This is a genomic window from Aestuariispira insulae (assembly GCF_003385955.1).
In the GTDB taxonomy this organism is placed as follows: Bacteria; Pseudomonadota; Alphaproteobacteria; order UBA8366; family Aestuariispiraceae; genus Aestuariispira; species Aestuariispira insulae.
Window position 1 is genome coordinate 18,280 of sequence record NZ_QRDW01000009.1, and the last position, 24,727, is coordinate 43,006.

Genomic DNA, 24,727 nt, shown 5'->3' on the forward strand with positions numbered 1-24,727 from the left:
CTAAGTCCTCGGCCTTGGAGTTCAAATATGAAAATCGCCACCGTCGCCCTGCTGGTGCCCGACTATGATGAAGGCATTGCATTTTATGTGGATAAACTGGGCTTTGACCTGCTGGAAGATACCCAGATTGGCCCCGGCAAACGCTGGATCCGGGTCGCACCGAAAGGTGCAGAAACCGCCCTCGTACTGACCAAAACCACCAAACCGGAACAACAGGCAGCCCTTGGCAGACAGACCGGCGGCGGGGTCGGCTTTTTCCTGCAAACCGATGATTTCGCGCAAACCCATGCCGATTTTCTCAAGGCCGGAGTCGCCTTCCGGGAAAAACCGCGCAAAGAACCCTATGGCACGGTCGCGGTCTTTTCCGACCCCTGGGGCACCTGTTGGGATTTGATCGAGCCCACATCCTGACAGATATTCAGGGATGTCACGGCTGACGCCGCGCACTAAGATCGAGCAAACGAAATCACATCGGCTGCCCCGACCAGCTTCCTGCTTAGAGATTGACATGACAAAAACCACCGCCCTTGAATGCCGCTCCCTCATCCGCGCCCTCGACCGTGCAACGCTTGCCACCCGCATGGCCGGAGACCCGGAACAGCCCTATGCCTCATTGGTGCTGGCGGCCTGTGACCTGGAGGCGGCACCGCTGCTGTTTTTGAGCGATCTGGCCGAGCATACCAAGAATTTGAAAGCCGATGGCCGCGCATCCCTTTTGTTTGATGGCACCGGTGGATTGGACAATCCGCTGACCGGCAGCCGTATTACCGTGCAGGGCCGGTTCAAACGCAGTGATGATCCGATGCTGCTGGACCGCTATTGCCGCCGCCACCCCTCTGCGGAAGTCTATCGCGGCTTCAAGGATTTTCATCTCTACCGGATGGAGGTGAGCTGGGTTCATATGGTTGCCGGGTTCGGCCAGATTCATTGGGTAGAGGGCGACAAGGTCGTGTTTCCGGAAGACGGTGCAGACGCGCTCAACCGCGCGGAAGAAGGCATCATCAACCATATGAATGCCGATCACAGCGACGCCATCGGGCTTTATGCCAATCGCCTATTGGGCCTGGACGGGGTTGGCTGGCGCATGACCGGGATCGATCCCGACGGCTGTGACCTGCGTCGCGGCGGCGAGACAGCGCGGGTAGGTTTTGACAAAAAAGTGCATAACGCGAAGGAAGCCCGTGATGAGCTGGTCCGTTTGACAAATCTTGCACGAAATGACGACTGACGCAGCTTCGCAACCATCATGAATATTATGCACCCGTCATGACAGTCATGACCGGGTGGAAAGAGTGCCTGACGGCTAAGATGCCCGTTATGGTCGCCTCTGCTTGTCTATACATCAGCCCAACCCGTTGTGGAATGGGCCTCTCCGGCAGCCGGGAAATAGGTGCATGTGAAACAGTTGCCCTAATGCCCCGGCCAAAGGGCTGAATTCGCCCTCGAATCATCGCTACCGCGACAAATTTAGCGCAAATTACGACTCGATTCTCGACGCCTACCCGGATATACAAGAGGCACTTCCGAACGGGTAGTTATCATTGAGTGGGAACTTTCCTACCCGTTAGAATAGGGTCAAAATCACATCAGGAGGAAACCTTGGCTTCCCAGGGCAGCACTTACGGTCTTCAGAATCACGGCGTCTTCAACGAGGGGGATGCTCTCTGGAACCTGGGCGCAGAGGCGCTTTACGAAGAGACGGTCCGCCAGGGCCTCGGCACCATCACCAAGGGCGGCGCATTGACGGTTGAAACCGGCAAATTCACCGGCCGCTCCCCCAACGACAAATTCATCGTCGACGAATCCTCCAGCCGCGACAATATCTGGTGGGGCCAGGTCAACAAATCGACCACGGAAGAAGTGTTCGACAATCTGCACCGCCAGATGACCAGCTATTACCAGAATCGCAAACTTTATGTGCAGGATCTTTATGCCGGCGCATCGGAGAAATACCGCATCAAGGTGCGCGTGGTATCCGACAGCCCGTGGCACAGCCTGTTTGCGCGCAATATGTTCATTCGCCCGGCCCAGGAAAACCTGGCCGATTTTGAACCGGACTTCACCATTTTGCACGCGCCCCTGCTGCAGGCCGACCCGGCCCGCGACGGCACCAATTCAGAAGTGTTTGTCACCGTAAACTTTGCCAAGCGCATGGTTCTGATCGGCGGCACCCGCTATGCCGGCGAGATCAAGAAATCCATCTTCGGCGTGTTGAACTATCTGTTGCCGGAACAAGGCGTGCTGCCGATGCATTGCTCAGCAAACATTGGCGCCAAGGGCGACACCGCGATCTTCTTCGGCCTGTCCGGCACCGGCAAGACCACCCTTTCCGCCGACGGCACCCGCACCCTGATCGGCGATGACGAGCATGGCTGGTCCGACGATGGCGTCTTCAATTTCGAGGGCGGCTGTTATGCCAAGGTGATCAACCTGAGCCCGGAGATGGAGCCGGAGATTTACGCCACTACACGGCGGTTCGGCACGATCCTGGAAAACACGGTGTTTGATCCCTTCACCCGCGAGATCGATTTTGCCGATAACAGCCTGGCGGAAAATACCCGTGCCTCTTATCCGATCGATTTCATCCCCAATGTGGAACCGACCGGCCAGGGCGGCCAGCCGGAAAACATCGTGATGCTGACCGCGGACGCTTTTGGCGTCCTGCCGCCGATTTCCGAGTTGACCCCGGAACAGGCCATGTATCATTTCCTGAGCGGTTACACCGCCCGCGTTGCCGGCACCGAGCGCGGCGTGACCGAGCCGCAGGCCACCTTCTCCACCTGTTTCGGCGCGCCCTTCATGCCGCGCCACCCCGGCGTCTATGCCAAGATGCTGGGCGAGAAAATGGCCAAGACCGGTGCCAAATGCTGGCTGGTCAATACCGGCTGGTCCGGCGGCGCCTATGGCACCGGCAAACGGATGAGCATTCATCATACCCGCGCCATGGTGCGCGCGGCCCTGGAGGGCAAGCTTTCCTCCATCGCCAAGGTCAGGGATGAGAATTTCGGCCTGTTCATCCCGGAAACCTGTCCGGATGTGCCGGCAGAGGTACTGCAGCCGAAAACCACCTGGGAAGATACCGGTGCCTATGACCAGGTCGCCCGTGACTTGCGCGGCCGGTTTGAGCAAAATTTCAAACAGTTTGAAAGCCACGTTTCCGAAGACGTGAAGAAATCAGGCATTTACGCAGCCGCGTGATCCGCGCCCGGCTGTGTGACTAACAGCGCCCCTGAGCAATCAGGGGCGCTCTTTTTATTTCGAAGAGAACCAGCCTCAATCAATCACCCCGTCGAGCACCATTTCGCGGAACCGCTCGAAGAAGCCCGGTTCGATATGATGGCCCGCCATGGAGGCCATGATCTCCATGGATTTCTGCTTACTGAACGCTTTTTTGTAAGACCGTTTGTCGGTCAGGGCAGAATAGATATCCATCATCATGGCAATCAGGCTGGGATCATCCATCTGTGCGCCTTTCAGCCCATAAGGATAGCCGGTGCCATCGATTTTTTCATGATGGCGCTCGGCGATATGGATCACTTCCCGGGGCACCTCGCCGCTGGCCCGCAGAATGCGGCCGGAATGTTCCACATGTTGCCGCATGATCTCCCATTCATCTTCATCCAGCACCGTTGGCTTATCCAGGAGATGCACAGCGGTCACCGCCTTGCCCACATCATGGACCAAGCCGCCCTGCGCCAACAACGCCAAGTCACCATCCTTCAGGCCGACCTGTTCCCCGAACAGGGCCATCAGGGCGGAAACCTTCAGCGCATGGCAGAAGGAATAGCTGTGATGATTCTTCAGCATGGTCAAAACGCCATTGAGATCCTGAGAACGCGCCGCCTTGACCAGAGCCACCGAGCATTCCGACGATAATTTGGGATCCACCGCGCCATGGATTGCGGCTGAATCGAACAGCTTGATCAGGTTTTTCTTGGCGACTTTCAACACGCTGGACTGGATGTAATTCAGATCATCCCAGGCCCGTTCCATATAGACATCGCATACTTCCCAAAACCTGGTCAGGAAGGGGCTTGCCTCAAACGGGGCCAGCATATAGCCGTCGCAATAGGCCTTGATCCGTTCCACCGCGTCATGATCTTCCGCACGCCGGGCGACCAGCATCACCGGCAGGGTATAGCCTTTTTCATCCGGCTCCCGCTTCAAGCGGCGCGCCACATCGAAACCGCTCAGACCCGGCAGGTCCTCATCGATGATGGCTGCGATGTAATTGCCGGTCTTGGCCATCTCCAGCGCGGTCCAGCCCTCTTCGGCAAACGTCACATCCACATACCGGGTCAGCCCCGGCATGATTTCGGAAAATAATTTTGGATTGGCCGCCGCCAGCAGAATGCTGTTCTTCTCCACAGCCTTGATTGAGGCCACTTTGTCAGCAACCAGTTTATCCCAACCCGCACTCAACCCCGTTACTCCCCCGTGACCATCTCAGTCCCGAAGCCTGACCGCTTCGTAACCGGATCATCTTGGCAAAGGAAAGCGTTCGGAGCAACGAACAAGCGATGATTGTTCACTAAAACGTGCGCAAAAACAACCCCAAGGCTATGCGATTATTTTCAACGCAATCAGAAGGATAAATAGATAGCGTCCTGTTTTTGCCAACAGCACCAGCGGTAGGAAGATGATAAATCGAACACGCATGATGCCGGCGGCAAAGGTCAACGGATCCCCGATAAAAGGCGCCCAGGACAGCAGCAGCGACCAAAGCCCCCAGCGCTGAAACCGGTCCTGCGCCTTTACCAGTGCTCTCTGGCTGACCGGAAACCACCGGCGGTCCTGGAAATGCAGACACCAAAGGCCAAGCGCCCAATTGACAACGCTGCCCAATGTATTGCCGATCGAGGCCACCACCAACAATATCCAGGGATTAAGCGTGTCTTCGGTGAGAAACCCGATTAACACCGCCTCCGAATAAACCGGCAGAATGGTCGCCGCCAGAAAGGCGCTCAAAAACATGCTGCCATAGGCCAGCATCAGCCAGTTTCCTTTGAATTTCTGCGGTGTTTAAGGATCGATCCCGATCACCATTTTCGGTGTCGGCTCCGCCATGGAACGGATGATCCATTCATACATGGTCGGGTTGCCTTCCTGAACATAGCCGGCATTGTGAAATTCCACATTGGCATCGCTCCAGACCCGGATTTTGCCCCAGCTGTCAAAACCGGTGGCGATCAGTTCATCACGATAATTCTTTGGCAGCTTATTGCCCTGCAGCTCCACCACGCCGGGCTGATTGCGCAGGATGCGCATGAACCAGCCGTTGCGGCGTACGAAACTGTAACTCTTGCGTTCGTTGATATTGCCCTGGTGGCGGTATTTCACCCGGAAGCGCGCCTCGCCCACATAGTTGATCTCGCTAAATCCCCGGTCGCGCTTGAGATCCGCGATATAGATCTCTGCCTGTTTCTGTTCCTCCGCACTGCCCTGGGCCACTTCCTTTGTGCCCAGTTTCTGCAGGAAGCGCAGATGAATGAGATCTCCCTCATATTCATAGGCATAGCGCCCATCCTTGAGAATCTGGATCTTGAGATCATATTTGGTCGGCATATAGCAGCTGGCCAGAACCAGCGGCAGGATGACAACAGCAAGAAGGGCGATAATTTTTCTCATGTCTGGCAGTCTATCAGGGTGATTTGAAAAGAAAAGAACCGCTGAACCCTTTCCGGATCACAGCGGTTCATCTTGTGATACGCAGATCATCCGCCCCGGGATCAGGCGCCGCTGACACCGGCCTCGGCAAAGGTCGCCATGCCGTTATGGCAGGCCAGCGCCGACTTCACGATGCCCAAAGCCACCGCCGCCCCACTGGCCTCGCCCAGGCGCATGTTCAGATTGACCAAAGGCTGTTTGCCGATCGCTTCCAGCAAGTGAATATGCGAAGGCTCCGCCGAAAGATGGCCGACAATGCAGTGATCAAGCGCATGCGGGTCCATCTTAAAGAGGACGGACGCCGCCGCCGTGGTCGCATAGCCATCCAAAATCACCGGTACGCGGGCAATACGGGCCGCGATCACCGCGCCGACGATGGCCGCCAGCTCGAAACCGCCCAGATGGCGCAGCACTTCCAACGGATCGGTCATCGCAGCCTGATGCAGCGCCACCGCCTCACCGACCACACGGACCTTGTTTTCAAAGGCCTCGCCCTGTACGCCGGTGCCGGGACCAACCCAGTCGCGGGCCTCGCCGCCGAACAGCGCATGGGCCAGCGCCGCGCCGCTGGTGGAATTGGCGATGCCCATCTCACCCACACACAGGCAGTCCAGGCCGTCTTCCACCGCCATCATGCCGTAGGAAACCGCGGTTGCACATTCTTCTTCCGTCATGGCCGGAGCTTGCGTGAAATCCTCGGTCGGGTTTTCCAGCGCCATTTCATAAACGCGCAATTCCGCGTCATGAGCCTTGCACAACTGGTTCACGGCAGCGCCGCCATGCTGGAAATTGGCCACCATCTGAACGGTCACTTCCTGCGGAAAGGCGGAAACGCCCTGGGCCGCGACACCATGGTTACCGGCAAAAACCGCCACGCGCGGCCGCTTGATTTCCGGCCGGTCCTTGCCCTGCCAGCTGGCAAACCATTCGGAAACTTCCTCCAGGCGGCCCAAAGCGCCAGGCGGCTTGGTCAGCTGCCCTTCGCGCTCGCGGGCAAAATTGCGCGCAGTTTCATTGGCACCCGGAAAATGTGAAATCAGTTCCCGCAATTCTGCAAATGTGGCTTTTGACGGATTTTCGCTCATGCACGTCGGCCTTTATCTAGTGGTGTCATCCCCGCAAGGGATATAACGTGGCACCATGACAAGCGAAAGTGAAAATACCAGCAAGGGGGCCATCCCCCCGGAATCAGTGCCGGAAGTGACGGGCTTTGCCCCGCTCACCGATCTGAATATCGGCCTGATGTTCCTGACCCGCCTGCCAACCGCCCCCTGGCGCAACCGGCCCCTGGCCCGTGCGGCCTGGTGCTTTCCCTTGATCGGTACCCTGGTCGGCCTGTTGGGTGGCTTGATATATTGGGGCGCGCTTCTTCTGTTGCCCAGCGGCTGGATCGCGGCCCTGTTGGCCATCGCCGCAACCGCGATTGTGACTGGAGCCCTGCATGAAGACGGCTTTTCCGACGCATTCGACGGGCTATGGGGCGGGCATGAACCGGCGCGGCGGCTGGAAATCATGCGCGATTCCAATATCGGCGGCTATGGGGCGCTGGCGCTGATGATCAATGTCGGCCTGCGTGCCTCCGCCCTTGTCTTCCTCTTTGATCCGAAACTGGTTCTGCTGGCCATGGTCGCCGCCCATGCGCTTTCCCGCGCCCAGGTGGTCTGGTGCATGAATGTTATGCCGCTGGCCGGCAAACCGGGTTTGGCCGCGCGTGCCGGACGCCCCAACAGCAAGGTTACCCTGATCGCCTTGGTCCTGGGACTGGGGATGGCCATCTGGATCCTGCATCTTTTACTGGAGCCAATATTGATTCTGGCGGTTTGCGGATCCAGCCTGCTGGCAGGCTGGCTGTTCATGGCACTGGTCCGTCGCAAGATGGGTGGCTATAACGGCGACACGCTGGGGGCCGCACAGCAGATCACCGAGATCGCCTTGTTCCTCGCCCTGGCCTCGGCTTATCATTGGTCCCTTACCGGACTAAATCTGCCTAAGGTGTTTTCATGACGACAGTAACCCGATGGTGGTGGGTGCGCCACGCCCCCGTCACCGAACATAACGGCACCATTTATGGCCAAATGGACCTGCCCTGCGATTGTTCCGATCAGGCGACCTTCCAGGCGCTGGCCGGTATGTTGCCCGTCGGTGCCGCATTGGTGCGCACTCCCTTGCAGCGCACCGCCCAGACGGCCGAGGCAATCGCTGTCCAAGGTCTTGATTTCAGTGAGTCCCTGATCGAACCCGATTTCAAGGAACAATCCTTTGGCGACTGGCAGGGCGTCAGCTATGAGGATTTCGACAAAATCCGCGACGGCATAGCCCATCGATACTGGCTGGCACCGGCCTATGAGCGCGCGCCCAACGGCGAGAGCTTTACCGACCTGATCGCCAGGACCGTTCCCGCCATTACCAAACTCACCGCCAGCCATGCGGGCCGGGACATCATCGCCGTTACCCATGGCGGGACAATCCGCGCCGCTATTAGCTTCGCGCTTGGGCTGGATCCGGAACGGGTGTTGGCTTTTTCGATCGATAATTGCTCGGTCACCAGGCTGGATCACATCGATCATGAGGGCCAGCATCACTGGCGGGTGGGTTTCATCAACTGGCTGCCGCGCAGCAAGGGGGATCAATCATGAATTTCGGCGAATTCTTGAGCAGTGATCTGATCATCGGCGCCCTGCTGCTGATCATGTTCCTGGTGATGATGCGGCGGCTTCGCAAGAATCCGCAGCTGGTCAAGCTGGAATGGGATCTGGCCTATGATTATGTCAGCGAACCCCGGGAAAGCGACAATGGCGACTTTGTCGCCACCTTCACCGGCGATCTGCCGCCCCATGGCGAAGATGTGCATCTAATCCGGCTGGCCTTTCTCAACAAAGGCCGCAATAAGGTTTCAGAAGGTGATTTCAACGGGCCGGTCACCATCACCTTTGCCGAAGGCACGGACGTGATCAGCGCCAGTTACAATGATGCGGTCAAGACCGCCCCTCTTGAGAACCATAAGATCCAGATCGATGGCAACCGCCTAACGATCGATCCATTCTCTATCGAATCAGACGGGGTTCTGGTGTTCAATCTGGTCGCCAAAGGCTCATCCGCGGCAGAGCCGGAAAGCCTGGCCGGATCGTTGAAAGAACAGGAAATCATCCGCAGGCTTGGCCTGAAATTCCGCTATGTGAGCAAAGGCAAATGACCGGAATCATCTATGTCTGTGGCGGCGCACGCTCGGGCAAAACCGGCTATGCGCAAAAGATGGTGGAAGAAATCGCCGCCACTGCGGGGCTGGCAAAAATCTATATTGCCACCGCCCAGGCCTGGGATGCGGAGATGGCGGACCGTATCCAGCGCCATCAGAGCGAGCGCGGCCCGGACTGGCAAACGGCCGAAGCGCCCATGGACCTGCCCGAAAAGATCCTGGAACTCAGCAATCCGGAGACCATCCTGCTGGTGGATTGCCTGACCTTGTGGCTGACCAATATCCTGCTGGCGGAACGCAATATTGACGCGCAGAGAATAGCCCTGGTCGCCGCCATTGAGGGCGCGAAAGGTCCGGTTGTGCTGGTATCCAATGAAGTGGGCATGGGGATCGTGCCTGAAAACGCACTGGCGCGCCGGTTTCGCGATGAAGCCGGATGGGTCAATCAGGCGGTTGCCAAAGCGGCGGACAAAGCGGTATTGGTCGCTTCAGGACTTCCTGTCATCCTCAAAGACAACAACGTTACCGAATAAGGGTTTCCCGCCAATGGCAAAGAAAATTCCAGCCACCGTCATCACCGGCTTCCTGGGTGCCGGTAAAACCAGCCTGATCCGCCATATGATCGAGAATGCCAATGGCAAAAAGCTGGCATTCCTGATCAATGAATTTGGCGATCTGGGCATCGACCGGGAAATGCTGCTGGGCTGCGGCATCGAAGGCTGCACCGAAGATGATATTGTGGAATTGGCCAATGGCTGCATCTGCTGCACAGTGGCCGATGATTTCCTGCCCGCCATCGAAGGTATCCTGGACCGGGAAGACAAGCCGGACCATATCCTGATCGAAACCTCGGGCCTGGCCCTGCCCAAGCCGCTGGTCAAGGCCTTCAACTGGCCGGAAGTGCGCGCCCAGGTGACGGTTGACGGCGTGATCACCGTGGTCGATTCGAAAGCGGTGAAAGAAGGCCGCTTTGCCGATGATGAAGACGCGGTCCAGGCCCAGCGCGAGGCGGATGAAAATCTCGACCATGAAAACCCGCTGGAAGAAGTGTTCGAGGACCAGCTGCTCTGTGCCGACATGGTTGTTCTGAACAAAGCAGATCTGTTGGACGGTGATGAGATACGCGAAATCGAAAGTGAACTGGCCAAGAGCCTGCGTGACGGGGTCCGTTTCCTGCATGCCTCCAACGCCGCTGTAGACCCGGCGATCCTGCTGGGCCTGGAAGCGGCTGCGGAAGACGATCTGGACGCGCGCCCGTCCCATCATGACCACCATCATGATGACGATGATGATCATGATCACGACCATGACGACCATAATCATGATGAATTTGATAGCTTCACCGTGCATCTGAACCTGGTAGAGGATGCCGACGCACTGGAAGAAAAGCTGATCAATGTGGTCAAGGCCCATGATGTGCTGCGGGTCAAAGGTTTCCTGCTGCGGCCCAATGCGGATCGCCGCGAAGTGATCCAGGGGGTGGGCCCGCGTTTCAACCGCTATTTCGACCGCGCCTGGAAAGACGGCGAAGCCAAACGGTCGCAATTGGTGGTCATCGGCCGCAAGGGTCTGGATCGGGCCGCTATTGAACAGGCGATCACCGCCTGACCATAAGGCCACTTAAAGGTGCGTCAATCGGCCCGCCCCCCGGCGGGCCGTTTTGATTTGCAGCCGCCCCTGGCCGGATATATCACTTTGGATCAGTTCAGATTTTCAAGTGAGTCCGGCCCCATGCCCCAGAATTCCACCGGCATTCGTCCCCAGACCCTGGTGCTGTTGCGATGGATCGCAGCCGCCGGCCAGTCGGCGGCGGTTCTGGCCACCAGTTATCTGCTGGGATTTGAGCTGCCGGTTTTTGAATGCCTGGGCGTGATTGGCATGCTGGTCCTATCCAACCTGGTGATCGGGATGGGCCGGACCCGGCTGACCGGCTACCACGTGACCCGGATCCTGGTTTTTGATATTGCCCAGCTGACCGCCCTGATCTATCTGACCGGGGGATTGCAGAACCCGTTCTCCCTGTTGATCCTGGTGCCAGTCACGGTTTCCGCAACCATGCTCTCGAAAAAAGCCACGATCGGTTTGAGCGTGGTTGCCCTGCTGGCGGTCTCTTTCCTGGCATTCCAGCACCGCCCTCTGCCATGGTCTGGAACGCCCCTGGAAATACCGATGATCTACGTGATCGGGATCTGGACCGCGGTTTCCGTCGCCATTGTTTTCACCACCATTTATCTCTGGTCCCTGATGGAGGAATCCCGGCGCACCGCCAAGGCGCTGGCCGAAGCGGAATCCGCCCTCACCCGACAGCAGCGCATGTCCGACCTGGGCGGGCTGGCCGCCGCCGCTGCCCATGAGCTGGGATCCCCCCTGGCCACCATTGCGGTCGTCGCCAAGGAATTGTCCAATGATGTGCCGGAGGACAGCCCGCTGGCCGAGGATATCGAACTGCTGATCAGCCAGTCCGACCGCTGTCGCGAGATCCTGGCCTCCCTGCGCCAGCGGCCGGAAACCAAAGGCGGCGCGCCTTATGAACAGGTGTTGCTAACCGATCTCGCCCAGGAAATCCTGGACACCTATCTGCCAGACGGCGTCACAGCAGATCTCGCGATCGAAGCTGATAACCAGGGCGGGGAGCCGGAATTCACCCGCAAGCCGGAATTGGTCCAGGGACTTGGCAATGTGATCCAGAATGCTGGCCAATTCGCAAAAAACACTGTGAGCCTGCAGCTTTTTTGGAATGAAGATGAGGTGCGCATCACCATCCGGGATGACGGCCCCGGATTTCCACGCCAGGTGCTGGACAGTATCGGGGAACCCTATATTTCAACCCGGACCAGTACCGGCAATCATATGGGCCTTGGAATTTTCATTGCCAAGACCCTGCTGGAACGGGTTGGCGCACGTGTGCTGTTTCGCAACCTGGTTGCCGGTAACGGCATGCAGGCCGGCGGTGCGCAGGTGATGATTCGCTGGAAACGCGATGTCTTCGACACTAAATAACCGATAAGAAACAAGAAAATGCTTGATGGACCCAATGCAGAAAGTGATGAGATGACCGATTTTCCCTCCAGACCGGCAAGCGACCGGTCCCTGCTGATCATGGATGATGACATGCCGCTCAGGAACCGTCTGGTCCGGGCCATGGAAAAACGCGGATTTGACGTGACCGGCGTCGGCAGCGTGGGGGAAGCCCTCGAGACCTTGTCCGAACGCGCGCCTGCCTTTGCTGTCTTGGATTTGCGCCTGGAGGATGGCAGCGGGCTGGAAGTGGTCGAAGCCCTGATCGAATCCCGGCCCGACATCCGCATTATCATGCTGACCGGATATGGCAATATCGCCAGCGCCGTCTCTGCCATCAAGGCCGGTGCCATCGATTATCTGTCCAAGCCCGCCGACGCGGACCAGATTGAAGCCGCTCTTCTGACCAAGGACAACACCCTGCCGCCACCGCCGGAAAATCCCATGAGCGCCGACCGGGTCCGCTGGGAACATATCCAGCGGGTGTTCGAGCAATGCGATCATAATGTCTCCGAAACCGCCAGGCGCTTGAAAATGCACCGCAGGACCCTGCAGCGCATCCTGAACAAACACGCGCCGCGGGAAGACTGACCGTCATGCCCCAGACCGGAGAGATACTATTTTACGGTGCCGGATACAGTGTGTATTCCCGGATCGTGGAAATGGTGCTCCTGGAAAAAGGGCTCTCTTATCAACAGGTTTCGGTGGATATCTTTTCGCCAGAGAAGATACCCGCCGGATATGCCGAAATTCACCCATTCAACCGCATTCCGGCCATTGATCATGACGGTTTCAAATTATTTGAAACCGGCGCCATCACCCGGTATCTGGACCGATTGACCGAAGATCCCAGTTTAACCCCGACCGACCACAAGCGCGCCAGCCGTATGGATCAGGTTATTGCGATCATCGATTCATATGCCTACCGCACCTTGGTATGGGATATCTATGTTGAGCAAATGGAGCGGGAAACGCCGGATCTCGAGAAAATCACACCGGCCATCCAGCAAGCCCATAAATGCCTGGCGCAGCTGACAAAAATAAAAAACGGAAAATCGTTCCTGGCCGGAACATATGCCCCCTCTCTCGCAGATTTCCACGCCTATCCTGTGCTGGCCTATCTGGCAAAGGCTCCGGAAGGGAAAAATATATTGGCATCATACCCAGAGCTGCAAAACTGGATCCAATTGATGCAATCCCGGAAATCCGTTGCCCAGACAGATTTCACCCAAGATGTCTGAATAGGTTTCAACGCCTCGCCCGCTGGCGGTGGGCTTCGATATAATCCACAACGATCATCAGCATATCGACCCTTTGCCCGTCACTGGCCAGCGGCAGGTTGATCTGACAGGTGGCCAGAAAATCGCGATGCGGACCGACATAGGGAATCGAGCGACAACTGGGTTGGCCGGTTTCCGCAACCAATCTGCAGTTGGACCAGACTTTGCTGGGTTCCCGGCGTTCGGGAATTTCGCTCATCCATTTACCGGTATTGTATTTCTGGGAATGCCGGTCGATTTCAGTCCCGATCAGACGGTAATAGAAATCCAGTGGCTCCGCACGCACAGACAATAAAACGATATTGGGCAGGATCGGTTTCATCTCAAGCGGATCCAGATCGGCCCGGCCAGGCAAACGCCCGTCGCGGATCTTGCCTTTCCAATAATCATAGGCCCAGCGCACAAGCGGGCTCAGGGATTTGAGATCCAAATCCTCTTCCCGATACGGCAGTTCTCTATGTTCAATACCTGCTTCAGTCACTGTCGTGAACCCTCACCCAGTAACCTGCCCCGGCGGGACATTAACCGAACTGGACCGGATAAAGCCAGTTGAATCATGCGGACAAGCTCTACCCGTATAAGATACCTTTCTGGTGTGGCTTTGCAACCAAGCCGTTTTTCGGACAGGATGCGGCGGATATATTGCTGACAGAGGCGGCAAAGGGTGATAGTTCCTTGGCCATTCGCACCCTGGGCCGGGGCAAATAGACTCAAGGGCCGGAAAAAATCCGGTCCAATTGAAACCGTAATTCATGAGAACCCATAATCAGAACGGGGCAAATATGTCTGACATCCATCAGGATCCTTTCCACATTCCGACCCATACCGCAGACGGCCGCAAGATCGGCATCATGGTCTGCGGCCACGGCAGCCGCAGCGAAGACGCGGTCAACCAGTTCAAACAGGTCAGCGAACAGTTGAAACAGCGCTGGCAGCACCTGCCGGTGGATTACGGTTTCCTGGAATTTGCCACCCCGATTATCCGCACGGGCCTGGATAATCTGCGCGCAGAGGGCTGTGAGTTTATTTTGGCGGTGCCCGGCATGCTGTTTGCCGCCGGCCATGCCAAAAATGACATCCCATCCGTTCTGAATACCTACGCGGCGCAAAATCCGGGCGTTGAAATCAAATATGGCCGCGAGCTGGCCGTTGACCTCAAAATGCTGCAGGCTGCTGGCGGCCGGGTGGATGAGGCGCTGGAGACTTGCGATGACAGCATCTCGCGCCATGAGACTCTGCTGGCAGTTGTCGGTCGCGGGGCCAGCGACCCGGATGCCAATTCCAATGTCTGCAAAGTGACCCGCATGCTGTGGGAAGGCAAAGGCTTCGGCTGGGCCGAAACCTGCTATTCCGGCGTCACTTTCCCGCTGGTGGAGCCGGGCCTGGAACATTATGTGAAGCTTGGTTACAAGCGCATTCTGGTTTTCCCCTATTTCCTGTTCACCGGCATCCTGGTCGACCGGATCTATGACGCGGTTGATACCGTGGCGGCGCGCCATCCGGATGTGGAATTCATTAAGGTTGGTTACCTGAACGACCATCCCATGGTGATGGAGACCTTCGCCGAGCGCGTTTGGGAGATCCTGGAAGGCGCGAATGTGATGAACTGCCAGATGTGCAAATACCGCGCACAGGTGCTGGGCTTTGAAGACGAGGTCGGCCTGCCGCAGGAAAGCCACCACCATCATGTGGAAGGGCTGAATGACAAAGAAGGCCACTCCCATGATCACTCCCACGATCATGACCATTCCCACAGTCACGGACATCACCATCATCACGACCATGGACACAGCCACGATCACGGCCATAGCCACGATCACGGCCATAGCCACGATCATGGGCATGGGCATGGGCATGGGCATGGGCATGATCACGACCATCATCATCACCCCTATCCCCATGCGGATCACCCACTGGGACCGGTGACCCTGAAAAACGGCTATAAAGGGTAAGGCAAGCGGCCATGCCGGCCTTTGACTGCTATCTCACCGTGGACTGGAGTGCTGCCAACAGCCCAAAGAAAGGCAAAGACAGCATCTGGTTCACGGAACTGGCCCGAAAGGACGGCCGCCTGGTGCAGACCTGCCTGGAAAATCCAAGCACCAGGGATGCCGCGACCAGGCAGCTTGCGGATCTTCTGGGCGAGAGAGTGGCACAAGGGAAGCGGGTCTTGGCGGGGTTCGATTTTCCTTTCGGCTATCCCACCGGAACCGTAACCAGCCTGGGGCATACCGGCCTTCTCTGGCGCAAGATCTGGTCGGAGCTGGATGACGGTCTGGTTGATGGCCCTGACAATCATAACAACCGGTTCGACCTGGCCGAACGGTTGAATGAGCGGATCAGCGGCGAGGCTTTCCCTTTCTGGGGCAGCACCGAGAGACGGCACCGGCCGTTCCTAAAATATAAAGGCCGCCGTCCCCATGGCCCCGGCGACCTGGCGGAACGACGGTTGGTGGAACACCGGATCCGCACCACCCAGCCCTGCTGGAAACTGGCCTATAATGGGGCCGTGGGCAGCCAGGCTCTGACCGGTATTCCAAGGGTCTGGCAATTGCGCACTGACCCCAGGATTGCCTTTGCCACGGCGATCTGGCCGTTTGAGACTGGATTGTCGGACCAGGCCGAAGCACAGGTTATATTGGCGGAAGCCTATCCGTCACTGGTGAAACCGGAAGAGATCCCCGGCAAACCGAAAGATGCGGGACAGGTGGTGGCACTGGCGCGACATTATGCCGACCTGGATGAAGTAGACCGGCTAGGAACGCTGTTTGAAGCAGATCCGGCCCTGACAGAAGAAGAAAAACAAAAGGTCGAGGCTGAAGAAGCCTGGATCTTAGGCGTGACGGGAGAAAAGAGGCCATGAGCCTGAAATTTGACTATATCCGTGATCCTATGGCGATCTATGAAGCCTCCTTCAAACAGATCCGCCAGGAAACAGATCTGACCCGCCTGCCGGAGAGCCTGCATGCGCTGGCGATCCGCGTGGTTCATGCCGCCGCTAACCCGGAGATTGTCGAATTGATTGACTGGTCGGACGGCGCCGCTGAAGCCGGGATGGAGGCGCTTCAATCCGGCAAGCCGGTCCTGACCGATGCCCAAATGGTCGTACATGGTATTATTCGCACGAAACTACCGAACAAGAATGAAGTGATCTGCACTCTGCGGATGGATGGGGTACCCGGCATGGCACAACGGTTGGACACCACGCGATCCGCCGCCGCGGTTGAGCTGTGGCAGCCCTGGGTCGAGGGCGCAGTGGTCGCCGTCGGCAATGCGCCGACTGCACTTTTCCACCTGATGGAACGGATCAGTGAGGGCTGGCCAAAGCCGGCAGTGATCTTGGGTTTCCCCGTGGGTTTCATCGGAGCAGCAGAATCCAAGCGCGCCCTGGCCGACCATGCGGCGGAACTAGGGGTTCCCTATATCACATTGCACAGTCGCCTTGGTGGCAGCGCCATGGCGGCTGCCGCCGTCAATGCGCTGGCCGGGGGAAATGAAGAATGAAGAAATGGCTCTCTGTCATCGGCATCGGAGAAGACGGCCTGTCCGGTGTTTCACCACAAGGACGGGCCCTGATTGATGCGGCCGAAGTGGTGATTGGCGGGGAACGTCATCTGGCCATGCTGCCGGACAGCCACGGGGCCACACGCATGACCTGGAAATCCCCGCTGACCGACACCATCGACGATATCCGGGCACTGGAAGGCAAGCCGGTCGTGGTTCTGGCCACCGGCGATCCGATGAGTTTCGGGATCGGCGTCACCCTGGGCAAAGCTTTTGGGCATGAACCGCTGACCGTCCTGCCGGCCATTGGTGCCTTTTCCCTGGCCGCCGCCCGGCTCGGCTGGCCCCTTCAGGCCGCCGATGTAGATTGTTTGACCTTGCATGGCAGGCCGCTTGCCATGGTCAACCTGCATATACGGCCCGGTGCCCGGCTGCTGATCCTGGCGGAAGACGGCGGCACGGCTGAGATTCTGGCACGCCATTTAACCGCGATGGGCTATGGTGACAGCCAGATTACAGTCCTGGAACATCTGGACGGCACGAAGGAAAAGCATATTTCCGGCATCGCCCGCGACTGGAGCCATCCGAGAGGGGCCGATCTCAACACCATCGCCATCATCTGCCTGGCCGATCCGGAAAACAGGCCGCTCAGTCGCTTGGCGGGCCTGCCGGACGATGCCTTTGCCCATGATGGCCAGTTGACCAAACGTGAAGTGCGCGCCGCCACTCTGGCTTCCCTGGCGCCACAGCCGGGCCAGCTGCTCTGGGATGTGGGCGGCGGCTGCGGGTCGGTCGCGATTGAATGGATGCGCGCCGGTGGTCGGGCAATTACAATCGAAAAAAACCCCGCTCGTATCGCAATGATTCGCGAAAATGCGGATCGGCTTGGGGTACCACTCCTAAAAATCATAGAAGGCGAAGCACCCAAGGTGCTGAAAGACCTGCCCCGGCCAGATGCCATTTTCATCGGCGGTGGCCTGACCGCAAATGACATGTTTGAAAGCTGTTGGAAGGCGTTATCGGCTGGCGGACGCCTGGCCGCCAATGCGGTCACCCTGGAAGGGGAGGCAAAACTGCTGGAATCGCGCGAAAAATGGGGTGGCCAGATGAGCCGGATTGCGGTATCCCGCGAACAGGCCGTTGGACCGCTCAAAGGGTGGAAACCTCTCATGGCCGTGACCCATCTCATCGCCTTCAAAGGATAAATCCGTGGCCAACCTCTGCGACCAGTATCAGGATTCCAAACTCTGGAAAGACGTCTTTGCCCTCAGTCAGATCGCGGTTGAATCGGTCAGCCAGAACAGTCATCCGCTGAACCCGGCCACGGCAGAGATCGCGGCCCGGCTGCCCGCGACCCTGGCCAACGCGGCGCTGGCCCCAGCCACCGATATTGTCGCCTGCCTGGGCCAGGTCCTGGAAGATCTGGTGCTGCTGGAACATCACGCGGCGCTAACCGGCATTAAACTGCCGCCTGCAAAACTGGATGATTTGAAAAACCGCGTTATCACCCTGTTGGAAGATGAAGAGGATGGGGATGATGACGATTATTACGATGAAGACGAGGATTAAGCGGCTATGAGTATCGCCGAAGAACAAGGAACGACCACTAAAGGCACGCTCTATGGCGTCGGTGTCGGCCCTGGCGACCCGGAATTGATCACCCTGAAGGCATTGCGGGTCATTCGTGACGTGCCGGTTCTGGCCTGGCCCGCGCCATTGGAGGGTGAATCCATGGCGCGCACCATCGCCGCCGATCATCTGGACGGTCATCACAAGGAAATCCCGATCCGCATGCCCATGGAAGTGGCCCGTTTCCCGGCCCAGCAGGTCTATGATACCGCCGCGGTCGAGATTGCCGCTGAATTGGACAAGGGCCATGACGTCGCGGTTCTGTGCGAGGGCGACCCCTTCTTTTACGGGTCCTTCATGTATCTGTTTGGCCGCATCGCCGAAGATTATCCGGTCCAGGTCGTGCCCGGTGTCTCCTCCCTGATGGCAACCGCCGCCGCTATCGGATCGCCGTTGGCCAGCCGCAATGACGTGATGACCGTCATGCCCGGCCCCATTGAAGAAGACCTGCTCGAACGCAGGCTAACGCAAGTGGAAAGCGCGGCCATCATCAAGGTCGGCCGCCATCTGCCCAAGATCCGGCGCGTCATCGAGCGTTTGGATTTGATGAATGAGGCCCGCTATATCAGCCATGCCACCATGGAAAACCAGGTGGTCTCCAGTTTAAGTGAAGTTGATCTGGAAAAAGCCCCGTATTTCTCCATGATCCTTGTCCATAAGAGAGGCGAAGCCTGGAAATGACCATTGCCGTCATCGCACTGACCCAGTCAGCATTTGAAACCGCAAAAGAGATCGCGGGCCATCTGGAAAACGCTTCTGTCCATGGCCTGGCCAAACGCCTGCCCGATGCGGACGTCACCTTTGACAATACCATGGATCATATCCGCACCCTGTTTGCGGAAAAGACCACCATCATTGGGGTTTGCGCCTCCGCAATCCTGATCCGGGCACTCGCCCCGGTTTTGGGCGACAAACGGGATGAATCCCCGGTCCTGTCCGTGCCGGAAGACAAATCCGCCGTGATCCCGCTGCTGGGCGGGCATCGGGGTGCCAACGCCCTGACCCGTGAGCTGGCGGGCAAGCTGGAGACGTTGGCCGCCGTCACCACCGCAAGCGACCTGTGCCACGGCTTCTCGCTGGATGAGCCGCCCGTTGGCTGGGTTCTGGAAAACCCGGACATGATGAAACCGGTCACCGCCGCCATGCTGGCAGGCGAACCGGTGAAGCTGGTGATCGAAGCAGGTGACGAGAGCTGGCCGCCTGCGGACAAATTCGCCGATGAGGGTGAGTTTACCGTGCTGATCACCGACCAGGCCGATTGTACCGATGAAAAGACCCTTGTGATCCACCCGCCGGTATTGACCATCGGAGTTGGCTGCGAGCGCGGTGCGCCTGCCGGTGATTTGACCGGGATGGTCAAAGCCGCCCTTTATGATCAGGGCCTTTCCGCCCAGTCCGTTGCCGCCATCGGTTCAATCGACATCAAGGGCGATGAACCGGCCATGCATCATCTGGCAGCGGATCTCAATAAACCTTTCCGCCTGTTCGAGGCCGCAACATTGGAAGCGGAGACCCCGCGCCTGGCCAATCCGTCCGACGTGGTCTTTGCCGAAACCGGCTGTCATGGCGTGGCGGAAGGATCCGCCCTGGCGCTGGCCGGGCCAGAGGGCGAATTGATCCTGCCGAAACAGAAAGACCCGAAACATACAGTGGCGATTGCGCGTGCGCCCCTGGTCGACCTGACTGGCAAAGGCCGGTCACGGGGCAAACTGTTTGTGGTTGGCATCGGCCCCGGAAACCTCGAATGGCGCACAGCAGAAAGCGTCGCGGCGTTGAAAGCAGCGGACGAGATTGTCGGCTACCAGCTTTATCTGGATCTTTGCGCCGACCTGATCGCTGGCAAGCCAACCCATAATTCCGAACTGGGTGAGGAAGAGGCGCGCGCCCGGCGCGCACTGGAACTGGCGGCCGAGGGCCGCGACGTGGCGCTGGTCTGTTCTGGCGACCCCGGCATTTATGCCCTGGCAACCCTGGTGTTCGAACTGATCGACCGCAAGGATGACCGTGCCTGGAACGGGGTTGAGGTGACGGTTGTGCCCGGCATTTCCGCCTTCCAGGCAGCGGCCGCCCGCATCGGCGCGCCGATCAACCATGATTTCTGTACCATCAGCCTGTCTGACCTGCTGACCCCGCGCGACCATATCCTGAAACGCCTGGAAGCGGCCGGCCAGGGGGATTTCGTGATTTCGTTCTATAACCCGCAAAGCCTGCGCCGCCGCACGCTTTTGGGCGAAGCGCGAACCATCCTGTTGAACCACCGCCCGGAAACAACCCCGGTCCTGATCGCCCGGAATCTGGGCCGCGTGGATGAGACCATCAAGGTGGTCACCCTGGCCGATTTCGATCCGGAAGAAGTGGACATGCTGACATTGGTAATGATCGGCAATTCCGAAACCCGCTTTGTTGAGCGCGGCGGGCGCAATATCGTTTACACCCCGCGTGGCTATGCCAAGAAAATGGAAGACTGAGGAGCCTGACCGATGACTGTATATTTTATTGGTGCCGGCCCCGGTGCCGCCGATCTGATCACCGTGCGCGGTTTGAAACTGATCCAGGAAAGCCCGGTCTGTCTTTATGCCGGATCCCTCGTCCCGGAAGAAATCGTCAAAGCAGCACCAGAAGGCGCCCGCGTGATCGATACCGCGCCCATGCATCTTGATGAGATCATGGAAGAGATCAAGGCCGCCCATGCCAAAGGGCAGGATGTTGCCCGGGTTCATTCCGGCGATCCCTGCCTTTATGGCGCGATCGCCGAACAGATCCGTCGTCTGAAAGAACTGGATATCCCGTTCAACGTGACACCCGGTGTCTCCGCCTATGCGGGCATGGCGGCAGAGCTGGAATCCGAACTGACACTGGCCGGTGTTTCCCAGTCGATCGTGCTGACACGTACAGCCGTACGCGCCTCATCCATGCCGGAAGGGGAAACGTTGGAAAACTTCGCCAAAACCGGCGCGACCTTGGCGATCCATCTCTCCATCAACAACCTGGCCAAGGTGATCAAGGAATTGAAACCCCATTATGGCGAGGATTGCCCGGTGGTAGTCGGTTACCGGGTCACTTGGCCGGACCAGCAGTTCGTCCATGGCACATTGGCCGATATCCGCGACAAGGTGAAACCACTGGGCATCACGCGGACCGCCCTGATTCTGGTCGGGCGCGTGCTCAGCCAAGATAACTTTGCCGACAGCCATCTATACCATGCCGACCATACCCACGTGCTGCGGCCAGCCGCGGACGGATCGATAGACTAAACCCTATCGAGAACAGTTGAATGCTATGTATGAGGGGGCCCATAAAAAACGGGCCCCCTTGTCGTTCAGGGGCCCGGACAAATAATGCGCAAAATTCTTGGGCGGGGTGTTTGAGGCTTGCAGTCGATCCGACGTGTGGTTCCGTCAGAGAAGAAGACCGAAGGCTGCTTCCATGAAAATCATCGAAAGACCCAGCAGAATACCGCCTGCCATGCCGATTGAGATATTCCTGACGCTGCCAACCATGGGTCTATTCCTCGCTCCTGATCCCATATCCAGGGTGTTTATGTGATTATGAATAACAAACCGGTTGGCTGTCCGAAGTGATCGCCGTCACAAAATCAATATTTTTGGGAATAAATTGGATCCTGGCCGCGCCAACAGCGCCATATACCCATTTATACGGGTATCTTTCTTTAGATTTTCCCGGATAATGATCCGAAATCCATTGAAACAGGGGAAGTAGATCCATGCGCACCGGACAACGGTTTCCGGGCATTGCCCGGCTGTATCTGTTTATCTTAGCCATTTTCATTTCAACCATCTCCTTTGCCAGAGCCGATGAGACCCCGCCACTTTTGACCGAAAAGAAGGTTTTCCAGATGGAAAGCTACCAGACGGTGGGCGGTGCCGTGATCAGGGATGTCAAAGTAGGATGGGAATCTTATGGCAACCTGAATCAGGATAAATCCAATGCGATTTTGATCGCCCATTATTTTTCCGGCAATTCCCACGCGGCCGGCAAATATGCGCCGGATGATAAGGCGGCGGGTTATTGGGACAATATCATCGGTCCGGGCAAGGCCATTGATACGGACAAATATTTCGTGATCAGTGCCGATACCCTGGTCAATCTGGGTGTTCATAATCCCCAGGTCACCACCACCGGCCCGGCCAGCATCAATCCCGACACCGGCAAGCCATATGGCCTCACTTTCCCGGTGGTCACCATTGAGGATTTTGTCCATGTGCAAAAAGCACTGCTGGACAGCCTTGGCATCAAGAAGCTGCATGGGGTGGCAGGTGCCTCCATGGGATCCTTGCAGACATTGGTTTGGGCCGCGAAATATCCCGAGATGGTGCCGCGCGCCATGCCGGTGATCTCGCCGGGCGCCTCCGGCACGCCCTATCTGATTGGCATGCTGAAAACCTGGGCCGACCCGATCAAGCTGGATGCCAACTGGAATGGCGGGGATTATTATGGCAAGGACCTGCCCAAGGCGGGCCTGGGCGTGGCCCTGCAATCGGTCACCATGGATGCCTTCCAGGCCGGCTGGGTCGCCAAACATGACAATCAATGGGCCGACCAAACACAAGACCCGGCGTTGAATCTGAAAGCGCTCTATTCCGTGGAAAAGATGCTGAATGAACGTGGCCAGTCCCGGGCGGCCATCGCGGATGCCAACCATTTCCTGTATCTGGTACGCGCCTGCCAAACCTATGACATCCGGGCGGACCTGGACAAGATCAAGGCCAAATTCCTGTTCCTGCCCGCCGAAGGCGACCTGATCTTCCCGCCAGAAGAATCCATGAAATTGGCCGAAACCCTCAAAAACCAGGGCAATGAGGTGGATCTGCAGGTGATCACCGGCCCCTTGGGCCATATCAACGGCGTGGTCTTCCTGCCCCAGGCGGAAGAGAAGATTCGCGCCTGGCTGGAATAACGCTTACTGACCGGCCTGCACCATATCCCGGATCTTCACGGCTTTTTCGAAATGATCAAGCTGGTGGGTCCGGATCCACCATGTGGCGGCTTCCATCAACAGATCCGGGTCGTCATTGCGGTTCTTGAAAAAGGCATAGAAGGAAACGCCCACCCCTTCGCCCTTGGCCGCAATCTTGGTATTGCAGACCTCGATGATTTTCTGTCTCAAACTGTCGCGCATCTCTTACACCGCCTCTTCCGCCGGTTCGCTGACACCGCGGATCATCAGGAAATAACAAAGGAAGCTCGCCAACCCCATGAAGGCGATGGCCAGGGCCATGGGGATCTGGCTGTCGTTGAAGGCATGGCCGACCGCATAGCCGATGGCCGCCGCAATGGAATATTGGCAAAAGCCCAGCAGGCTGGAGGCCGCGCCCGCCATTTTCGGGAACGGCCCGATGCTGCCCGCCGCCGAGTTGGGCAGCACCAGCCCCATGCCGACCATATAGAGGATCATGGGCGCCAGAACCGCCGCCACGGAACTGACACCCATAATGGCAAAAGCCGCCATGGCCAGCCCCGCCACCGCGGAAATCACCGCGCCCCATTGCACCATGGCCTTGATGCCAAAGCGGGTGACCGAGCGCCCCCCGATTTGGGTGCCGGCCATATAGCCCAGCACGATGGCCGCAAAACAATAGCCATATTGATCCGCGGTCAGACCAAGCACCTTGATGAAGACAAAAGAAGAGCCGGAAATGAAGGCAAACAGACCGGAATAGCTAAATGCGGAGGTAAACAGATAACCGCGATAGCCGCCATGGCCCAAGAGGCTCTTGAAATTGCGCAGCATCTGCGGCGGGTTGAAGGCGGTCGGATCAGTGTCGTGATGGGTTTCCGGCAGCAGGAAGATAAGCCCCATCAGGCAGGCCCCGCCAAAAATGCTCAACACAACAAAATTTGCCTGCCAGCCAAAGGCCACGGTCAGATACCCGCCCAAAATCGGCCCCAAAGCCGGGGCCAGCGCCATGGCCGTCCCCATGTAGGAGAGCAGCTTCGCCGCCCGGGTCGCGCCATAAACATCGCGCACCACCGCCCGCGCCACCACCACACCGGAACAGCCACCCAGCGCCTGAAACAGCCGGGCCGCCACCAGCTGCTCAACGGATTGCGCAAAGACGCAAGCCACCGAGGCCGCCGCATAAATGCCAACCCCTAAGATCAGCACCCGTCGGCGCCCAAACCGGTCCGACAGCGGTCCATAGACCAGTTGGCAGACCGCAAAGGCGATCAGATAGACCGACAAGGTCAGTTGAACGGTTGGCACATCGGTCAGGAAGGCCGCCTGGATCGACGGCAGGGAGGGCAGGTATAAATCAGTCGAGATCGGCCCCAATGCGGTCAGCATGGTCAGCAGGATCGTGATCGCCAGGCTTTCCGGGCGGATGGTCATGGATGTGCAGCCTTGTTGATGGTTGTGTTTTCAACAAATTGGCGCAGGCGACGGGGGCTTGCAAGCCTTTGCCTCTCCGTT

Annotated in this window: 27 protein-coding genes; 20 read left to right on the plus strand and 7 right to left on the minus strand. The window is 58.0% G+C overall.

From position 1 onward, the window contains the following. The first annotated feature begins 27 nt into the window (after positions 1 to 27). From DFP90_RS17470 to DFP90_RS17480, 3 genes are all read left to right on the plus strand, one after another. Positions 28 to 411: a VOC family protein gene (locus DFP90_RS17470; protein WP_115937816.1), complete on the plus strand. Its 384-nt coding sequence runs from the start codon at positions 28 to 30 to the stop codon at positions 409 to 411. A gap of 97 nt (positions 412 to 508) precedes the next feature. Next, positions 509 to 1,228 (plus strand): HugZ family pyridoxamine 5'-phosphate oxidase, encoded by a 720-nt coding sequence (locus DFP90_RS17475; protein WP_115937817.1) that lies wholly within the window; start codon positions 509 to 511, stop codon positions 1,226 to 1,228. 371 nt (positions 1,229 to 1,599) lie between these two features. After that, positions 1,600 to 3,198: a phosphoenolpyruvate carboxykinase gene (locus tag DFP90_RS17480; RefSeq protein ID WP_115937818.1), complete on the plus strand. Its 1,599-nt coding sequence runs from the start codon at positions 1,600 to 1,602 to the stop codon at positions 3,196 to 3,198. 75 nt (positions 3,199 to 3,273) lie between these two features. On the opposite strand, the gene DFP90_RS17485 is transcribed toward DFP90_RS17480, so the two are convergent. From DFP90_RS17485 to cobT, 4 genes are all read right to left on the minus strand, one after another. Then, a complete protein-coding gene (locus DFP90_RS17485; RefSeq protein ID WP_115937819.1) occupies positions 3,274 to 4,422 on the minus strand; it encodes an HD domain-containing phosphohydrolase in 1,149 nt (382 codons plus the stop codon). Positions 4,423 to 4,560: 138 nt separating this feature from the next. Then, entirely contained in the window at positions 4,561 to 4,992 is a 432-nt protein-coding gene (locus DFP90_RS17490) for a YqaA family protein (protein ID WP_115937820.1), read from the minus strand. A 30-nt stretch (positions 4,993 to 5,022) separates the two neighbouring features. After that, the gene (locus DFP90_RS17495) at positions 5,023 to 5,628 is read right to left on the minus strand and encodes a hypothetical protein (RefSeq protein WP_115937821.1); all 606 of its coding nucleotides are present in this window, start codon (positions 5,626 to 5,628) and stop codon (positions 5,023 to 5,025) included. A gap of 101 nt (positions 5,629 to 5,729) precedes the next feature. Further along, a complete protein-coding gene (cobT, locus tag DFP90_RS17500; RefSeq protein WP_115937822.1) occupies positions 5,730 to 6,752 on the minus strand; it encodes a nicotinate-nucleotide--dimethylbenzimidazole phosphoribosyltransferase in 1,023 nt (340 codons plus the stop codon). Positions 6,753 to 6,807: 55 nt separating this feature from the next. On the opposite strand from cobT, the gene cobS reads away from it, so the two are divergent. The 8 genes from cobS (at position 6,808) to DFP90_RS17540 (ending at position 13,122) form a co-directional block, all read left to right on the plus strand. After that, positions 6,808 to 7,671: an adenosylcobinamide-GDP ribazoletransferase gene (gene cobS / locus DFP90_RS17505; protein ID WP_115937823.1), complete on the plus strand. Its 864-nt coding sequence runs from the start codon at positions 6,808 to 6,810 to the stop codon at positions 7,669 to 7,671. Beyond that, on the plus strand, positions 7,668 to 8,303 hold the full coding sequence (locus DFP90_RS17510; RefSeq protein ID WP_115937824.1) for a histidine phosphatase family protein: 636 nt from the start codon (positions 7,668 to 7,670) through the stop codon (positions 8,301 to 8,303). Before cobS ends, DFP90_RS17510 begins: the two co-directional genes overlap by 4 nt. Continuing rightward, positions 8,300 to 8,860, plus strand: coding sequence for a hypothetical protein (locus DFP90_RS17515; RefSeq protein ID WP_115937825.1), 561 nt, complete (start codon positions 8,300 to 8,302; stop codon positions 8,858 to 8,860). The genes DFP90_RS17510 and DFP90_RS17515 overlap by 4 nt, the downstream gene beginning before the upstream one ends. Beyond that, positions 8,857 to 9,396 (plus strand): bifunctional adenosylcobinamide kinase/adenosylcobinamide-phosphate guanylyltransferase, encoded by a 540-nt coding sequence (cobU, locus tag DFP90_RS17520; protein WP_115937826.1) that lies wholly within the window; start codon positions 8,857 to 8,859, stop codon positions 9,394 to 9,396. The genes DFP90_RS17515 and cobU overlap by 4 nt, the downstream gene beginning before the upstream one ends. Positions 9,397 to 9,409: 13 nt before the next feature. After that, positions 9,410 to 10,471 (plus strand): cobalamin biosynthesis protein CobW, encoded by a 1,062-nt coding sequence (cobW, locus tag DFP90_RS17525; protein ID WP_115937827.1) that lies wholly within the window; start codon positions 9,410 to 9,412, stop codon positions 10,469 to 10,471. Positions 10,472 to 10,594: 123 nt separating this feature from the next. After that, positions 10,595 to 11,863, plus strand: coding sequence for an ActS/PrrB/RegB family redox-sensitive histidine kinase (locus DFP90_RS17530; RefSeq protein ID WP_115937975.1), 1,269 nt, complete (start codon positions 10,595 to 10,597; stop codon positions 11,861 to 11,863). Positions 11,864 to 11,881: 18 nt separating this feature from the next. Continuing rightward, entirely contained in the window at positions 11,882 to 12,472 is a 591-nt protein-coding gene (locus DFP90_RS17535; RefSeq protein ID WP_425452185.1) for an ActR/PrrA/RegA family redox response regulator transcription factor, read from the plus strand. A gap of 5 nt (positions 12,473 to 12,477) precedes the next feature. Further along, positions 12,478 to 13,122: a glutathione S-transferase family protein gene (locus DFP90_RS17540; protein ID WP_115937828.1), complete on the plus strand. Its 645-nt coding sequence runs from the start codon at positions 12,478 to 12,480 to the stop codon at positions 13,120 to 13,122. 7 nt (positions 13,123 to 13,129) lie between these two features. Here DFP90_RS17540 and DFP90_RS17545 read toward each other — a convergent pair whose 3' ends face one another. Further along, positions 13,130 to 13,642 carry a PAS domain-containing protein gene (locus DFP90_RS17545; protein ID WP_115937829.1) on the minus strand — a complete coding sequence of 171 codons (513 nt, stop codon included), beginning with the start codon at positions 13,640 to 13,642 and terminating at the stop codon, positions 13,130 to 13,132. A 301-nt stretch (positions 13,643 to 13,943) separates the two neighbouring features. Here DFP90_RS17545 and DFP90_RS17550 point away from each other — a divergent pair, with 301 nt between their 5' ends. The 9 genes from DFP90_RS17550 (at position 13,944) to DFP90_RS17595 (ending at position 23,212) form a co-directional block, all read left to right on the plus strand. After that, complete coding sequence (locus DFP90_RS17550) at positions 13,944 to 15,113, plus strand: sirohydrochlorin chelatase (RefSeq protein WP_115937979.1); 1,170 nt, start codon at positions 13,944 to 13,946, stop codon at positions 15,111 to 15,113. Positions 15,114 to 15,124: 11 nt separating this feature from the next. Beyond that, entirely contained in the window at positions 15,125 to 16,024 is a 900-nt protein-coding gene (locus DFP90_RS17555) for a cobalamin biosynthesis protein CbiG (RefSeq protein ID WP_115937830.1), read from the plus strand. After that, positions 16,021 to 16,665: a precorrin-8X methylmutase gene (locus DFP90_RS17560; protein ID WP_115937831.1), complete on the plus strand. Its 645-nt coding sequence runs from the start codon at positions 16,021 to 16,023 to the stop codon at positions 16,663 to 16,665. The genes DFP90_RS17555 and DFP90_RS17560 overlap by 4 nt, the downstream gene beginning before the upstream one ends. After that, on the plus strand, positions 16,662 to 17,870 hold the full coding sequence (gene cbiE / locus DFP90_RS17565) for a precorrin-6y C5,15-methyltransferase (decarboxylating) subunit CbiE (RefSeq protein ID WP_115937832.1): 1,209 nt from the start codon (positions 16,662 to 16,664) through the stop codon (positions 17,868 to 17,870). The genes DFP90_RS17560 and cbiE overlap by 4 nt, the downstream gene beginning before the upstream one ends. Positions 17,871 to 17,874: 4 nt before the next feature. After that, positions 17,875 to 18,234, plus strand: coding sequence for a hypothetical protein (locus DFP90_RS17570; protein ID WP_115937833.1), 360 nt, complete (start codon positions 17,875 to 17,877; stop codon positions 18,232 to 18,234). A 6-nt stretch (positions 18,235 to 18,240) separates the two neighbouring features. Next, on the plus strand, positions 18,241 to 18,975 hold the full coding sequence (gene cobI, locus DFP90_RS17575; protein WP_115937834.1) for a precorrin-2 C(20)-methyltransferase: 735 nt from the start codon (positions 18,241 to 18,243) through the stop codon (positions 18,973 to 18,975). Then, a complete protein-coding gene (cobJ, locus tag DFP90_RS17580) occupies positions 18,972 to 20,762 on the plus strand; it encodes a precorrin-3B C(17)-methyltransferase (protein ID WP_115937835.1) in 1,791 nt (596 codons plus the stop codon). The genes cobI and cobJ overlap by 4 nt, the downstream gene beginning before the upstream one ends. 12 nt (positions 20,763 to 20,774) lie before the next feature. Further along, on the plus strand, positions 20,775 to 21,548 hold the full coding sequence (gene cobM, locus DFP90_RS17585; protein WP_115937836.1) for a precorrin-4 C(11)-methyltransferase: 774 nt from the start codon (positions 20,775 to 20,777) through the stop codon (positions 21,546 to 21,548). Positions 21,549 to 22,018: 470 nt separating this feature from the next. Continuing rightward, positions 22,019 to 23,212, plus strand: a complete 1,194-nt coding sequence (locus DFP90_RS17595; RefSeq protein ID WP_115937838.1) for an E22 family MetX-like putative esterase — start codon at positions 22,019 to 22,021, stop codon at positions 23,210 to 23,212. A 3-nt stretch (positions 23,213 to 23,215) separates the two neighbouring features. Here DFP90_RS17595 and DFP90_RS17600 read toward each other — a convergent pair whose 3' ends face one another. Both DFP90_RS17600 and DFP90_RS17605 read right to left on the minus strand, forming a co-directional pair. Beyond that, positions 23,216 to 23,434 carry a DUF6500 family protein gene (locus DFP90_RS17600; protein ID WP_115937839.1) on the minus strand — a complete coding sequence of 73 codons (219 nt, stop codon included), beginning with the start codon at positions 23,432 to 23,434 and terminating at the stop codon, positions 23,216 to 23,218. Positions 23,435 to 23,437: 3 nt separating this feature from the next. Then, a complete protein-coding gene (locus tag DFP90_RS17605) occupies positions 23,438 to 24,646 on the minus strand; it encodes a multidrug effflux MFS transporter (protein WP_115937840.1) in 1,209 nt (402 codons plus the stop codon). Positions 24,647 to 24,727: the final 81 nt, after the last annotated feature.